Below are 14,644 nucleotides of genomic sequence, written 5' to 3'. Positions count from 1 at the left end.
ATCGCCACTCGTCCGTCCGTCGGGATAGGTTTTCGTATCGTCGTAGTTCGCCCGACGCGACGGTCGTTTCGTTCGACCGGTTCGACCGTGGTTCGGCCGCCGTCCGTCGACTCCACCCGAGAGGCAGTTTTGGCGAGCGACACAATCGCTAAGTACGTGGGGGCCTCTCCCCGAGACATGCACCACCCACCCCGTCGGAGGGGGAGTGCGGACGGGGCCCGCCGCAAACGCGCGTAGAGCGACGGGTTCACGGCGGGTTGGCACCCCGTCGCGGGCTGTTTTCGACAGGGACGACACGAGAGTCGCGCGGCCACCGCCGTCGGTGACCGCGCGCGCTTCGACCACGACCACACACATCCACACGCAATACACACACGCACATGACACACCGACCGTACACGGGCGTCTATCCGGCGCTCACGACACCGTTCACCGAGGACGACGGCATCGACCACGAGACGCTCGCGGCGAACGCCCGCCGACTGGAGACGGCCGGCGTCGACGGCATCGTCCCCGTCGGCACCACCGGCGAGAGCGCGACGATGACCCACGACGAACACATCGAGGTCATCGAGACGGTCAGCGCGGCCGTCACCGAGATACCCGTCATCGCGGGCGCGGGGAGCAACGCGACCCACGAGGCGCTGGCGCTCGCCGAGCGGGCGGCCGACGCCGGCGCGGACGGCCTCCTGCTCATCTCGCCGTACTACAACAAGCCCGAACCGGCGGGCATGGAACACCACTTCCGGACCGTCGCCGACGCCGTCGACCTCCCGCAGATAATCTACAACGTCCCCGGCCGGACCGGACGCAACATCGCCGTCGAGACGGCCGTCTCGCTTGCGAGCCACGAGAACGTCGTCGGCTACAAGGCGGCGAGCGGCGACCTCAACCGCGTCACGCAGGTCATCGAGGGGACGCGCGAGGAGTCCTTCTCGGTGCTCTCGGGCGACGACGCGCTCACCGTCCCGATGCTCGCCATCGGCGCGAAGGGGTGTATCAGCGTCACCGCCAACGTCGAACCCGAACGGGTCTGCGCGATGGTCGGCGCCGCCCTCGACGGCGACTTCGAGCGGGCGCGGGCGCTCCACCACGAACTCGGGCCGCTCAACCGCGCGCTGTTCGCCGAGACCAATCCCATCCCGGTGAAGGCCGCGATGGGCATCCGCGACTACATGCCCGAGCGGATGCGCCCGCCGCTCTCGCCGCTGACCGACGACAACCGCGAGGAACTCGCCGCAATCCTCGCCGCTCTCGACAGGGATACCCCCCAAGAGCTACAAGTGACGCAAACCGACTCATGAGAGTGTGTGTCACAGGTGCGACCGGGCGGATGGGCGACGCCGTCCGCGCGGGCGCCACCGAGCGCGGCTGGGACGTCCTCCCGGTGTCGCGCACGGCCGAGGACGCCCGCTCGCCCGCCGACCTCGCGAGCGTCCTCGCCGACGAGCGCCCCGACGCGCTCGTGGACTTCACCGTCCCCGAGTCGAGCGTCGAGGCCGTCGCGGCCTGCGCGGAGGCGGGCGTCCCCGCCGTCGTCGGGACCACCGGGTTCGACGACGCGGAGACCGAGGCGCTCCACGAGGCCAGCGAGGCGGTGCCCGTGCTCCACGCACCGAACTTCGCCCGCGGCGTGGCGACGCTCGCCGCCCTGGTCGAGGAGGCCAGCGAAACGCTCGTCGGTTACGACGTGGAACTCACCGAGACGCACCACCGCGGCAAGCGCGACGCGCCGAGCGGGACGGCCAACCGCCTGCTGGACGCCGTCGAGTCCCCGCGTGCGGCGCGCGGCGACGACACCGAGCGGGTCCACGGCCGAGAGGGCGAACACCTCCGCGGCGAGCGCGAGGTGGGCGTCCACGTCCGACGCGCGGGCGATATCCGCGGGGAGCACGAGGTGCTGTTCGCGGGCAACGACGAGGTACTGACGCTCACCCACCGCGCCGAGAGCCGGGGGGTGTTCGCGGCCGGTGCGCTCGACGCCGCCGCGTGGCTGGCCGGGCGCGAGGCGGGCTGGTACGACTTCTCGGAGGTGCTGCATGACGACGCTTGAATCAGACGTAGGCGAACTGTGGGACCGCTATCAGAACGGCCTGACCGCCGGCGACGCCGGCCTCGACGAACTCGGGACGCTCGACGAGTTCCTGGAGACGCTGGAGGCGGGCGAGGTGCGCGCCGCCGAGCGCGAGGCGCCCGCGGAGTGGCGCGCCGTCCCGTGGGTAAAGCGGGGCATCCTGCTCAACTTCGCGCTGCGGGAGACGCGCCCCCGGCGCTACGGCGACGTCACCTACCACGACGTGCTCCCGCTGCGCGAGACGCGCGACCTGGCCGCCCGCGGCACGCGCAACACGCCCGACGGCACCGTCATCCGGCGCGGGGCGTACGTCGGCGGCGACGCCATCATGATGTCGCCGTCGTTCGTCAACGTCGGCGCGTACGTCGACGACGGGACGCTCGTCGACTCCTGCGACACCGTCGGCTCGTGCGCACAGATAGGGAGCGACGTGAAACTCGGCGCGAACACGCTCATCGGGGGCGTGCTCGAACCCGTCGAGAGCGCGCCCGTCGTCGTCGAGGACGACGTCTCGCTCGGCGCCGGCTGTCGCGTCACGAGCGGGTTCGTCGTCGGCGAGGGGAGCGTCGTCGGGGAGAACACGCTGCTCACGCCGCGCATCCCCGTCTACGACCTCGTCGACGAGGCGGTGTACTACGGTCACCTCCCGCCCGGGCGACGGGCGTTCACCCGGTTCGTCGAGTCGAGCGTCGGCGAGCACGACCTCTTCGAGGGCGGGGCGTACAAGCCCGCCGTCGTCGCCACCGACATCGAGGACCGGACGCTCGAGGCCAGCGAACGCGAAGGGGCGCTGCGCGAATGAGCGCGACGGACGCGAATCGGGTCGAGGGCGCGACGGCCGTCAGGCGACTCGCCGACTGGGACGGCGCCCGACTGCGGGCGCTGGCCGGCGAGTTCGAGACGCCGCTCTACGTCCTCGACCTCGACCGCGTCCACGAGAACGCCACCCGACTCCTCCGGGCGTTCCCCGACGCCGACGTGAGCTACGCCGTGAAGGCCAACGCGACACGGGGCGTCCTCGAGACCGTCCGCGACGCGGGCCTCGGCGCGGAGTGCGGCTCCGCCGGCGAGGTACGGCGCGCGCTCGACGCCGGGTTCCCGGGCGAGCGCGTGCGCTACACGGCCGTCAACCCGCCGGCCCGCGACCTCGACGAGGTCGTCTCGCTCTCTCACGACCACGACCTCGTGCTCACGGTGGACTCGGTCGACACCTTCGAACGCGTGGCCGACCGCGACTTCGCGGGCCGACTCTGCGTGCGCGTCAACCCCGGCGTCGGCGCCGGCCACCACGCGAAGGTGACGACGGGCGACGCCCCGCAGTTCGGGGTGCCGTACGACCGCGCGGCCGCGCTCTGCGCCGAGGTGCGCGAGCGAGGCTTCGACCTCGTCGGCCTCCACGCGCACGCCGGCAGCGGCATCTCCGGGGAGGGGCTGGCGGCGCACGCCGAACTCGTCCGCCGGCTGAGCGCGCTCGGGCGCGAGGTGGGCGACCTCGACTTCGTCGCCGTCGGCGGCGGCTTCGGCGTCCCCTGCCGGCCCGAGGACCCGCCGCTCGACCTCGACGCGGTGGCGGCGGCGACCCGCGAGGCGTTCGACTGCGAGGCGCGACTCGCCATCGAACCCGGGCGCTACGTCGTCGCGGACGCGGGCGTCCTGCTCGCGGCGACGACCGCCGTCACCGAGACCCCCGAGACGACCGTCGTCGGCTGTGACGCCGGCATGACGACCCTCCTGCGCCCGGCGCTGTACGACGCCTACCACGAGGTGCGCGTCCTCGCGCCGGACGCCGCCGACCGACCGACCGCGCGCTGTCTCGTCGCCGGTCCCGTCTGCGAGACGGCCGACGTCCTCGCCCGCGACCGACCGCTCCCCGAACCCGCCGTGGACGACGTCCTGGCCGTCGGCAACGCGGGTGCCTACGCCTACGAGATGGCCAGCCAGTACAACTCCCGACCGCGACCCGCGGTCGTCTCGCTCGCGGGCGACCCGCTCGTCCGCCGCGAGACGCTCGCCGACCTCACCCGACTCGAACACTGACTATGATCGACGTATCGAAGTACCACGGAACCGGTAACGACTTCATCGTCGTCGACGCCGACCACCCGGTCGCGTCCCGACGACGATTCGCAATCGACCACTGCGACCGCACGGACGGCATCAGCGGGGCGACGGGCCCCACCGGTGCCGACGGCGTGCTGTTTCTCGCGCTCGAACCCGCCTTCGACCCACCGCGGGTCATCATGACGCTCGTCCAGCCCGACGGCTCGGTCGCCTCCATGTGTGGCAACGGCGCGCGCTGCGCCGCCGCCTGGGCCGCCGACCGCACCGACCGCGACGAGGTGATGATAGACACGCCCGCCGGGACGCGCCGCGCCACCGTCGGCGACGAGTCGGTGACCATCGAGATGGGCACCCCCCGGTTCGACCCCGCGTTCGTCCCGCTCGCACGCGACGACCCGATGGTCGAGGAACCGCTCTGCGGGCTGACCGTCACCGCCGTCGACACCGGCGTCCCCCACGCCGTCGCGTTCGTCGACGACGTGGACGCGGTCGACCTGGCGGCGGTCGCCCCCGACGTCCGCCACCACGAGGTGTTCCCCGAGGGGGCGAACGTGACGCTCGCCTCGGCGCACCCCGACGGCGGCTTCCGCCAGCGCACCTTCGAGCGCGGCGTCGAGGGCGAGACCCGTTCCTGTGGGACGGGCGCCGTCGCCATCGCCGCCGTCGCGCGCCGCGTGGGCCGCGTCGAGGACGACCGCCTCACCGTCCGGCCGCCGGGCGGCGACCTCACCGTCTCCTTCGAGGGCGAGGTGGCGTCGCTCTCCGGACCGGTCGTCCACGAGTTCGACACCGAACTGTCGGCCGCGCACGCGCGACACGCCTGACCGATGGCGCACGTCGACCCGCTCGCCTTCCACGAGCGCGCCGTCCGGACGCCTTCTCACGACTCCGTCGACGAGATGCGCGACCTGCTGGTCGGGACGCTCCGCGAGGCCGGCGAGGACCCGACCGTCGACGCCGGGGGGACCGTCCGCGCCACCACGGGGACGGGCGACCCCCACCTCGTGTTGAACACCCACCTCGACACCGTCCCGCCGCACGTCCCCTACGAGCGCGACGGGGACGTCGTCCGCGGGCGGGGCGCTTGCGACGCGAAGGGGCCGCTCGCGGCGATGGTGTCGGCGTTCGTCGCGGCCGACGCCGACGGCTCCCGACTCACCCTCGCGGTGACGCCCGACGAGGAGACCACCTCCGCCGGGGCGAACGTCCTCCGCACCGACCTCGACGGCGACCTGTACGTCGTCGGCGAGCCGACCGACCTCGACGTCTGCGTCGCCGCGAAGGGACGTTTCGAGGGCTCGATAGCGATAGCGGGCGTGGCGGCGCACGCCGCCGAGGCGGCCGCGGGCGTGAACGCCGTCGCGGCCGCCGAGGACGTCCTCGGGGCGCTCCGGACGTTCGACGCCGAGCGCGGCCCCGACGCCCACCCCGAACTCGGCGGGCCGACGCTCACCCCGACGCGCATCCGGGGCGGAGAGGCCATCAACCAGGTGCCCGACTCGTGTCGCATCGACGTCGACCGGCGGAGCGTCCCCCCCGAGACGGCCGCCGGCTTCGAACGGGCGCTGAACGACCACCTGCGCGAACACGCCCCCGACGCGGACTGTTCGTTCGCGCTCACCGAGCGCGAGACACCCTTTCTGGAGGCGTTCGCAACCGACCCCGACCACCCGCTCTGTGACGCGCTGCGGGCGGCGGGCGCGGGCGAGCCCCGGGCGTTCACCGCCGCGACCGAGGCGTCGTACTTCGCGCCCGCGCCGACCGTCGTCTTCGGTCCCGGCGTCCTCGCCGACGAGGCGGGGCCCGTCGCCCACGCCCGACGCGAGTACGTCCGTCGCGACGACGTCGAGCGGGCGACGGCGATACTGGGGACGGCGCTGGCGACGCTCCGGTGACGGGCGGCGTAACGAGGGCGGCCTCGCTTCGCTCCACTACACGTCGAAACGCGTCTCGTCGTGGACGTAGGCGCCGAGCATCCCGCCGAGGGCGCCGAGGACGGCCGTCAGCACGACGACGAGGAGGAAGACGCCGACGACGACGACGGCGCCGACGAGGCTGACCGCCGGGATGACGCTGTCGAGCGGCGGGAGGAGGGCGAAGACCCCGCCGAGCAGGACCAGCGCGGCCGCCAGCGGGAGCGAGGCGAACAGCCCCGAGAGTGCGCCGACCTCGGCACCTCCCCGGCGGCCGCGTTCCTGGAGGTACCCGGCGACGGCGCCGCCGACCAGCGGCGACACCAGCACGAACGACAACACGACGGTCACGACCGCGCCGACCGCGGCGTTGAACAACGTCTCACCCTCGGACATCGTTTCGCCATTGGCGTCCTGATATATAAACGTCCACGAGGCGAGGTGTCCGGCCTGCCGACGCGTCGGGTGGACCGTCGGCGTCTCGCCGACGGCCCTCGACGACGAGGGCACCCTGTGGTTCGCCCGACGGGCCTCTGCCTACCCGAAGAAGATGTCGACGAGGTCGCTCCCCGCCGACCCGGTGTCGCGGTAGAGCTCCGAGTAGCCGCAGTTGGTGCAGGAGACGACCTTGAAGTTGTTCGTCTGGACGTCGAAGAACTTGCTCAGCCCGCTCCCGGTCGTCGATATCGACCCCACGTCGGCGTCGGAGTGACCGCACTTCACACAGCCGCGGTCGCGCGTGTCGTTGGAGGACATACGCCCGTCCGTTCGGCTACCTGTCGTAAATGTCTTCAGGGGGTGTCGCGGTCGAGGTACGTCAGCGCCTCCTCGTCTGGGACCTGCCCGAACGTCCGGTAGAACCGCCCCACGGCGCCGAAGTAGGCGGGCGTCTCGACGCACACCACCTCGTCGGCCTCGTCGCGGAGCATCTCGACGGCGTCCGGCGGGCCGACCGGTGCCCCGACGACGACGCGCTCCGCGCCCGCGCTGTACGTCGTCCGGACGCAGGCCAGCACCGTCGCGCCCGTCGCGATACCGTCGTCGACGACGAGCGCCGTCTTCCCGTCCAGGTCGAGCGGCGGTCGGTCGCCGCGGTAGCGCGCCGCCTTCTCGCTGGCGGCGGCGGCCTGGCGTTCGACCTCGTCGTCGAGGTAGTCGTCGGTCACGCCGATGCGCGAGAGCAGGTCGTCGTTCAGCCACACTTCACCGTTCGAGCCGACGGCGCCGACAGCGAGTTCGGGGTTGCCGGGCGCGCCGAGTTTCCGGGCGACCACCACGTCCAGCGGCAGGTCGAGCGCGTCCGCGACCGCCCGCCCGACGGGCAGGCCCCCGCGCGGGACGGCGAGGACGACGTCGGCCTCGACGCCGCGCTCGCGGAGGGCCGCCGCCAACTGCTCACCACCGTCGGCTCGGTTCGTGAACACGGTTCGGTCACCAGCGGCGCCCTACGAGACGACGACGCATGACGCTTGTGCTCGCATAGCACGAACGGTTGCGCCCTCGACACCGTCTCCCTCGCCGACGGTGACGTCTCGCCTACTCGTCCAGGTCGTCGACGAGCGCGCTCGCGACGCCGGTGTAGCCGGCCGGCGTCAGCGCGCGGAGTTCCTCGCGAACCGACTCGTCCACGTCGAGCTCCGAGAAGAGCGCCCGGAAGTCCTCGATGGTGACGTCGCGTCCGCGAGTGAGGTCCTTCACCCGCTCGTAGGCGTCCTCGTGGCCCTCCCGCCGGAGGACGGTCTGGACCGCTTCGCCGATGACCTCGGGGGTCGCCTCCAGGTCCTCGCGCATCACTCGCTCGTTGGGGACGACCTTCCCGAGGCCCGTCAGCAGTTTCTCGTAGCCGATGAGGCAGTGGGCGAACGCCGCGCCGACGTTGCGCTTGACCGTCGAGTCGGAGAGGTCGCGCTGGAGGCGCGACGTGGTGACGTAGTCGGCGAGGAACGCGAGGTCCGAGTTCGCCTTCGAGAGGTTCCCCTCGCTGTTCTCGAAGTCGATGGGGTTGACCTTGTGGGGCATCGTCGAACTGCCGGTCTCGCCGGCGGCCGCCTCCTGTCCGAGGTAGCGGTCGCTGACGTAGAGCCACACGTCGCGGTCGAGGTCGAGCAGGACGTCGTTCGCCCGTCGAAGGGCGTCGAACAGTTCCGCGAGGTCGTCGCAGGGGTTGACCTGCGTCGCCAGCGGGACGTGCTCGAAACCGAGCGACGCGACGAACGACCGCGAGAACGCCGGCCAGTCCACGTCGGGGTAGGCGGCGTGGTGGGCCGCGTACGTCCCCGAGGCGCCGGCCAGCTTCCCCCGGAGCGCCACCCCGTCGATGGCGGCGACGGCCCGGCCCACGCGCGCCGCGTAGACGGCCATCTCCTTGCCGAAGGTGGTGGGCGTCGCCGGCTGCCCGTGGGTACGCGCGAGCATCGGGAGGTCGCGGTACTCGCGCGCGAGCGCCGTGAGGTCGTCGCGGACGGCACGCAACGCGGGCGAGAGGACCTCTGCTCTCGCGCCGCGGACGAGCAGGCGCTGGGCGAGGTTGTTCACGTCCTCGCTGGTCAGCCCGAAGTGAATCCACGGGCCGTACTCCGGAAACGCGTCGCGGACGAAGTACTCGACGGCCTTCACGTCGTGGTTGGTCGCCGGGAACTCGCCGTAGCCCTCGGTCTCGATGCGCTTGACGAGGTCGGCGTCGTCCGCGTCGAACGCCTCGTACAGCGCTCGCAGGCCGGACCGGTCGTCGTCGGGGACCGAGAGCGGCGTGACGTCGAGGTCGGCCAGCGCGAGGAGGTACTCGACCTCGACTCGCACGCGTGCACGCATCAGCGCCGCCTCGCCCGCGTAGGGGACGAGCGGGGCCGTCTTCGAGGCGTAGCGGCCGTCCAGCGGCGAGACGGCGTCGAGTTCGGTTCGCATGGCCGGAGGTGCGTCGACGAGGTGAAAAAACGTGTCGAAGGCGGTGCCTCCGATGGACGAAACTATACACGTTCTTGGCTATCACGCACGTCGCCCGGGTGTGAACGCTCCCGACCCGTGGTCGACCGGTCGGCCGTCCCTCCCGACCCGCGCCCTCGTCGAGGCCGTCGTCTCGACCGTGGCCGGGTTCGCGCTCTCGACGGTCGACCAGAGCTGGTCGAACCGGTGGCTGCTCCTCGCGGCACTCGTCGAGTGAGCGTCAGTATACACGTTCTCGGATATTCTCCACGACTCATCGAGTCTCGGATACACGTTCGTGCGGAAGAACCGACACCGATTTGAGGCTCGCCCGGACGCACTCACACATGAAGCTAGCCGGGATGGCGGGCAACCGCGGGCGCAACCTGCTGAACATCGCCGACCGCGCGCCGGGCGGCGCGTCGCTGTCGGTGGTGCTGTCGAACCGGGCGGACGCGCCGGTCCTCGACGCGGCCGCGGCGCGCGACATCCCCACCGAGGTCGTCGAGCGCGGCGCCGACGAGTCGCGCGAGTCCCACGAGGAACGACTCCTCGACGCGCTCGCCGACTACGACGTCGACCTGGTCTGTCTCGACGGCTACATGCGCGTGTTGACCGGGACGTTCCTCGACCAGGCACCGCGGGCGCTCAACGTCCACCCCTCCCTCCTCCCCTCGTTCCCGGGCGCCAGCGCCCACGAGGAGGTCCTCGACGCGGGTGCACGCGTCACCGGCTGTACCGTCCACGTCGTCACCGAGGACGTCGACGCTGGCCCGGTCGTCGCCCAGGAGTCGGTCCCGGTGTACGAGGACGACACGCCGGCGACGCTCAAGCAGCGAGTCCTCCACGAGGCGGAGTTCCGCGCCTACCCGCGCGCCGTCGCCGCGTTCGCCGAGGGCCGCGTCGAGGTGACCGACGGTGAGGTCCGCGTCGCGGGCGACGAGGGCGCCGACGCCGCGCTTCCCCCCCGTCGGCTCGTGAGCGACGAGCGCCTCGCGACCCTGCGCTACGGCGAGAACCCCCACCAGGACGCCGCCGTGTACGTCGACCCGACGTGCGAGGAGGCGAGCGTCGTCGGCGCTCCCCAGTTGAACGAGGGGGCGAAGGGGCTGTCGTACAACAACTACAACGACGCCGACGGCGCGCTCGACCTGGTGAAGGAGTTCGACGAACCGGCCGCGGCGGTCATCAAGCACACCAACCCCGCCGGCTGTGCGACCGCCGACACGCTCGCCGAGGCCTACGACCGCGCGCTCGCGACCGACCCGATGAGCGCCTTCGGCGGCATCGTCGCGCTCAACCGCGAGTGCGACGCCGCCACCGCCGAGGGCATCGTCGACTCGTTCAAGGAGGTCGTCGTCGCGCCGTCGTACACCGAGGAGGCACTCTCGGTCCTCCGCGCGAAGGAGAACCTCCGCGTCCTCGCGGTGGGTGCCCTCGACGACGCCACCGAGCGGTTCGTCGAGAAACACGTCACCGGCGGCCGACTCGTCCAGGAGCGCGACCTCGCGACGGTTTCGGTCGAGGACCTGGAGGTCGTCACCGAGCGCGAACCGACCGCGGAGGAGGTGCGAGCGATGGTCTTCGGCTGGCGGGTCGTCAAGCACGTGAAGTCGAACGGCGTCGTCTTCGCGCGCGACACGGAGACGGTCGGCGTCGGGATGGGGCAGGTCTCGCGCGTCGACGCCGTCCGCCTCGCCGGCATGAAGAGCGAAGAACACGCCGAGGGGAAGGACGCCCAGGGGGCCGTGATGGCGAGCGACGCCTTCTTCCCGTTCCCCGACGGCGTCGAGACGGCCGCCGAGTACGGCGTCGAGGCCGTCGTCCAGCCCGGGGGGTCGGTCAACGACGACGACGTCGTCGCCGCGTGCGACGACCTCGGCATCGCGATGGCGTTCACCGGCCAGCGGTGCTTCAAACACGACTGACCGAACGGACGAAGCGTTCGAAGCGCGTGGCTGATGCCACGGCGGTTTCAACACGACTGACAGGAGCGAGAGCGATTCGACGTTCGGACTTGGACCACGCGCGTGTCCCGCGACGGGGACGCTCGTCACCTACTCCCGGATGTCGTTCGGGAAGCACTCCGAGAGGTCGTGGAGCATTTCGATGGTCTCGGCGCGCGTCTCGCTGTCGAGGTCGTCGAGCGTCTCGACGTCGTCGAGCGCCTTCTCGAGGAGCGGGAGGCTCAGTCGCTGGTCCAGGTGGGCGACCGGGAGGAGGAGGTCCTCGAACGACTCCGGCGGGATGCCGGACGTAGAGAGCAGGAAGTAGTCGTCGATGTCCGCGATGTCGTCCATCGGGAAGTCGTCCTCCTCGTAGGGGACGTTCGGCTCTGCGGTCGTGACCCCGCGAATCGACGGGACGTGCAGCGTGTAGTCGGCCATCCGTTCCGACCACTCTCGTCCGACTGATAGCTCTTCTGACTCGGCGAGACCGGTACGAACCCTTTTGACCGAGGACGCGGCCAGCGCCCGTGTGACGTGACCCCCGTCGCGGGTCGTCTCGCGGTTGCGCGACACACCGGCCCGCGCTCCTCCCGTGTCGCCTGTTCGCCCCTGCGAACCCAGACTTTTCGTCTCCGCGCGCCGCCGTTCCGGGTAGCGATGTGGCTCTCGCTCACGGTCGGCGCGCTCGCGCTCCCCTACGCGACGCTCTGGGTGAGTCGAAGCGCCCGGGTGAGGGCGCTGTCCGAACACCTCGACTGGACGGGCTGGCCGACGCGACTCGTCGCGCTCGCCGTCGTCCTCGGGACCCTCCTCTTCGGCCTCGCCGGCGGTCCGTTCGCGTCGTTCCCCGTCCGCCCCGTATGGGCCGTCACGACGCTTCTCCTGTTCGGGAGCGTGCACGTCGACCTGTTCGTCGCGGCCGGCGAGATGCGGCGCTACCCCGACGAGCGCGCGCTCCACTTCGACCTCGCCGCGCCGGGGACGTGGCCGGCGACGGCCCGGCGCATCTACGCGACGTGGAGCTACCTGATGGCGACGCGTCACCGATGGCTCGCGCCCGCGTTCCTCGGCTGTGCCGCACTCTGGTGGGTCGCGCCGGTCCTCGGCGTCCCGTCGTCGGTCGCCGCGGCGCTCGCGAGCGACTGCCTCGTCCTCGGGACGTCGTGTACCCACGGGTCGTTCGTCGACCACCGCGAACCGCGGGCCCGTCTCGCGCACTTCGACTGAGCGGACGTGACTGGTCGCTTCGACAGGCTAAAGCGGTCCGCTCGGAACGATTCGAGTATGGAGTTCTACGAGGCGGCGTCGTTTCTCTTCGACCTTCGCCGCTACCCCTCTCGGGCAGGACTCGACGCACCTCGCGCGCTGCTCGCCGCGCTCGACGACCCGCAGGCGGACCTCGACTGCATCCAGATAGCGGGGTCGAACGGGAAGGGGAGCACGGCGCGCATGACCGAGCGGGTCCTCCGCGAGGCCGGTCTCGACGTCGGACTGTACACCTCGCCGCACCTCTCGGACGTCCGCGAGCGAGTCCGAATCAACGGCCGGAAGGTGACGAAGGGGGCGGTCGTCGCGTTCGTCGAGGCGGCGCACGACCACGTCCTCGACGCCGCCGGCCGCGGCGACTGTCCCACCTTCTTCGAGACGATGACCGCCCTCGCGCTGTGGGAGTTCGCCCGTCAGGACGTCGACGTGGCGGTGCTGGAGGTGGGTATCGGCGGGCGCTACGACGCGACGAGCGTCGTCTCGCCGATGGCGAGCGCGGTGACGAGTGTCTCGCTCGAACACACCGACCTGCTCGGCGACACCGTCGAGGCAATCGCCCGCGACAAGGCGCAGGTCGCCCCCGACGACGGCCCCCTCGTCACCGGCGCGTCCGGGGCGGCCCTCGCCACCATCGAGGAGGTCGCCGACCGCGTGGTCACCGTCGGCGAGGAGGGGTCGGACGTCGTCGCGCGCTACGAGGGTCGCGAGGCGCTGGAGGGGCGCGTCTCGCTCGCGGGCGACGGCTGGTCGGTGGACGCGCGGCTGCCGCAACTCGGTGCGCATCAGGCGGCCAACGCGGGAATCGCCGCCGCCCTCGCACGGTCGGTCGCCGCCGTGTCCGAGCGCTCGCTCGCCCGCGGCCTGCAGAACGCCCACTGGCCGGGACGCTTCGAGGTCATGTCGCGCGAGCCGTTGACGGTCCTCGACGGCGCGCACAACCCCGGCGGCTGTGCGACGGTCGCCGCCACGCTCGAGGAGTTCGACTACGACGACCTTCACCTCGTCTTCGGCGCGATGGCCGACAAGGACCACGTCGAGATGGTCACCGCCCTTCCCGATGCGGCGCACGTCTACACCTGCCGACCGGACACCGACCGCGCGGAGTCGCCGTCGGTGCTCGCGCGGACGTTCGCCGAGCGCGCCGGCGTCGTCCACGAGTCGGGTAACGTCCCCGGTGCACTCGACGCGGCGCTCGACGCGGCCGGGCCGGACGACTGCGTCCTCGTCGCGGGGTCGCTCTACACCGTCGCGGAGGCGCGCGAGCGCTGGACGCGCGTCGAGTTCCCGAAACACGTCCGCGACCTCGAGGGGGCACGCGCGACGCTCGCCGACGCGGACGTCACCGAACCGGGTGTCTGGCGGATGCGCGGCAAGGGCGTCCACCGGGTGCTCAAGACGCGCGTCCGACCCCGGCAGGCCCGGTACCTCAAGGAGGAGATGTTGAGTCTCGACGGGGAGTGCGCCGTCTCGGGGCTCTCCTCGCAGGACCGCGAACCGGTCGACGTCGTTCTGATGGGGACGCTCGCCCAGCACAAACGCCTCTGTGCGAACCTCGACGGCCAGCCCTACGGGTTGACGCAACTCGCCCGCTCGCTGCGCGAGACGCTGGGCTTCGACGCCGGTGGCGACGACCCCGACTACCCCTGGGAGGAACGCCCCTGCGTGATGGGCATCCTCAACGTGACGCCCGACTCGTTCCACGACGGCGGCGAGTACGACACGGTCGAGGCGGCCGTCGCACGCGCGGAGTCGATGGTCGAGGCGGGCGCCGACATCGTCGACGTGGGCGGGGAGTCGACGCGCCCCGGCGCGACGCCGGTCCCCGTCGAGGAGGAGTGCGACCGGGTCGTCCCGGTGGTCGAACGCCTCGCCCCCCTCGACGTGCTCGTGTCGGTCGACACCCGGAAGGCGGCCGTCGCCCGCGCCGCGCTGGAGGCGGGCGCGGACGTCCTCAACGACGTCTCGGGGCTCGAAGACCCCGAGATGCGCCACGTCGCCGCCGAGTACGACGCCCCCATCGTCGTGATGCACAGCGTCGAGGCGCCGGTCGACCCGGAGACGGACGTGGAGTACGACGACGTCGTCGAGGACGTCGTCGACGCGCTGGCCGAGCGCGTCCTCCTGGCGGAGAAGGCGGGCCTCGACCGCTCGCAGATACTCGTCGACCCTGGCCTCGGGTTCGCGAAGTCGCGCCACGAGAACTTCGAACTGCTCGGCCGCATCGACGAGTTCCACGCCCTCGGCTGTCCCGTCCTCGTCGGCCACTCCCACAAGTCGATGTTCGACCTCCTCGGCTGCACCCCCGACGAGCGCCTCGCGCCGACGGTCGCCGGGACGGCCATCGCCGCCGAACGCGGCGCCGACGTCATCCGCGTCCACGACGTCCCCGAGAACGTCGCCGCCGTCCGCGCCCACCTCGCCGCGACGGACCCCGACCGCTTCTGAGCCGGCGCGAACCT

15 protein-coding genes are annotated in these 14,644 nt (G+C 71.9%); 10 read left to right on the top strand and 5 right to left on the bottom strand.

The genetic code is table 11. The features are described 5' to 3' along the window. The first annotated feature begins 380 nt into the window (after positions 1-380). Genes dapA through P1Y20_RS07645 form a run of 6 tightly spaced genes read left to right on the top strand, consistent with a single transcriptional unit; the run spans position 381 to position 6,030 of the window. Complete coding sequence (dapA, locus tag P1Y20_RS07670) at positions 381-1,304, top strand: 4-hydroxy-tetrahydrodipicolinate synthase (RefSeq protein WP_304448071.1); 924 nt, start codon at positions 381-383, stop codon at positions 1,302-1,304. After that, entirely contained in the window at positions 1,301-2,053 is a 753-nt protein-coding gene (dapB, locus tag P1Y20_RS07665) for a 4-hydroxy-tetrahydrodipicolinate reductase (RefSeq protein WP_304448070.1), read from the top strand. The genes dapA and dapB overlap by 4 nt, the downstream gene beginning before the upstream one ends. Continuing rightward, positions 2,040-2,876, top strand: a complete 837-nt coding sequence (locus tag P1Y20_RS07660) for a 2,3,4,5-tetrahydropyridine-2,6-dicarboxylate N-succinyltransferase (RefSeq protein ID WP_304448069.1) — start codon at positions 2,040-2,042, stop codon at positions 2,874-2,876. The genes dapB and P1Y20_RS07660 overlap by 14 nt, the downstream gene beginning before the upstream one ends. Further along, positions 2,873-4,111, top strand: coding sequence for a diaminopimelate decarboxylase (gene lysA / locus P1Y20_RS07655; RefSeq protein ID WP_304448068.1), 1,239 nt, complete (start codon positions 2,873-2,875; stop codon positions 4,109-4,111). Before P1Y20_RS07660 ends, lysA begins: the two co-directional genes overlap by 4 nt. A gap of 2 nt (positions 4,112-4,113) precedes the next feature. After that, a complete protein-coding gene (gene dapF, locus P1Y20_RS07650) occupies positions 4,114-4,959 on the top strand; it encodes a diaminopimelate epimerase (protein ID WP_304448067.1) in 846 nt (281 codons plus the stop codon). 3 nt (positions 4,960-4,962) lie between these two features. Next, the gene (locus P1Y20_RS07645; RefSeq protein WP_304448066.1) at positions 4,963-6,030 is read left to right on the top strand and encodes a M20/M25/M40 family metallo-hydrolase; all 1,068 of its coding nucleotides are present in this window, start codon (positions 4,963-4,965) and stop codon (positions 6,028-6,030) included. A 36-nt stretch (positions 6,031-6,066) separates the two neighbouring features. On the opposite strand, the gene P1Y20_RS07640 is transcribed toward P1Y20_RS07645, so the two are convergent. The 4 genes from P1Y20_RS07640 to purB all read right to left on the bottom strand — a co-directional run bounded on the left by P1Y20_RS07640 (position 6,067) and on the right by purB (position 8,952). Next, positions 6,067-6,444 (bottom strand): DUF5518 domain-containing protein, encoded by a 378-nt coding sequence (locus tag P1Y20_RS07640; RefSeq protein WP_304448065.1) that lies wholly within the window; start codon positions 6,442-6,444, stop codon positions 6,067-6,069. A 141-nt stretch (positions 6,445-6,585) separates the two neighbouring features. Further along, positions 6,586-6,804, bottom strand: a complete 219-nt coding sequence (locus tag P1Y20_RS07635) for a zinc ribbon domain-containing protein (protein ID WP_304448064.1) — start codon at positions 6,802-6,804, stop codon at positions 6,586-6,588. Between the two features lie 35 nt (positions 6,805-6,839). Continuing rightward, positions 6,840-7,472, bottom strand: a complete 633-nt coding sequence (locus P1Y20_RS07630) for a phosphoribosyltransferase (RefSeq protein WP_304448063.1) — start codon at positions 7,470-7,472, stop codon at positions 6,840-6,842. A gap of 112 nt (positions 7,473-7,584) precedes the next feature. Further along, entirely contained in the window at positions 7,585-8,952 is a 1,368-nt protein-coding gene (purB, locus tag P1Y20_RS07625; protein WP_304448062.1) for an adenylosuccinate lyase, read from the bottom strand. A 100-nt stretch (positions 8,953-9,052) separates the two neighbouring features. On the opposite strand from purB, the gene P1Y20_RS07620 reads away from it, so the two are divergent. Together P1Y20_RS07620 and purH are read left to right on the top strand one after the other, a co-directional pair. Continuing rightward, the gene (locus P1Y20_RS07620) at positions 9,053-9,208 is read left to right on the top strand and encodes a hypothetical protein (RefSeq protein ID WP_304448061.1); all 156 of its coding nucleotides are present in this window, start codon (positions 9,053-9,055) and stop codon (positions 9,206-9,208) included. A gap of 109 nt (positions 9,209-9,317) precedes the next feature. After that, on the top strand, positions 9,318-10,898 hold the full coding sequence (gene purH / locus P1Y20_RS07615; protein ID WP_304448060.1) for a bifunctional phosphoribosylaminoimidazolecarboxamide formyltransferase/IMP cyclohydrolase: 1,581 nt from the start codon (positions 9,318-9,320) through the stop codon (positions 10,896-10,898). Between the two features lie 129 nt (positions 10,899-11,027). Here purH and P1Y20_RS07610 read toward each other — a convergent pair whose 3' ends face one another. Further along, positions 11,028-11,357 carry a hypothetical protein gene (locus tag P1Y20_RS07610; protein WP_304448059.1) on the bottom strand — a complete coding sequence of 110 codons (330 nt, stop codon included), beginning with the start codon at positions 11,355-11,357 and terminating at the stop codon, positions 11,028-11,030. A 219-nt stretch (positions 11,358-11,576) separates the two neighbouring features. On the opposite strand from P1Y20_RS07610, the gene P1Y20_RS07605 reads away from it, so the two are divergent. Then, on the top strand, positions 11,577-12,146 hold the full coding sequence (locus tag P1Y20_RS07605; RefSeq protein ID WP_304448058.1) for a hypothetical protein: 570 nt from the start codon (positions 11,577-11,579) through the stop codon (positions 12,144-12,146). Positions 12,147-12,203: 57 nt separating this feature from the next. Continuing rightward, positions 12,204-14,630: a dihydropteroate synthase gene (gene folP / locus P1Y20_RS07600; protein WP_304448057.1), complete on the top strand. Its 2,427-nt coding sequence runs from the start codon at positions 12,204-12,206 to the stop codon at positions 14,628-14,630. Positions 14,631-14,644: the final 14 nt, after the last annotated feature.

The sequence above is a fragment of the Halomarina ordinaria genome (genome assembly GCF_030553305.1).
In the GTDB taxonomy this organism is placed as follows: Archaea; Halobacteriota; Halobacteria; order Halobacteriales; family Haloarculaceae; genus Halomarina; species Halomarina ordinaria.
This window is presented reverse-complemented; position numbering and strand designations above follow the sequence as displayed.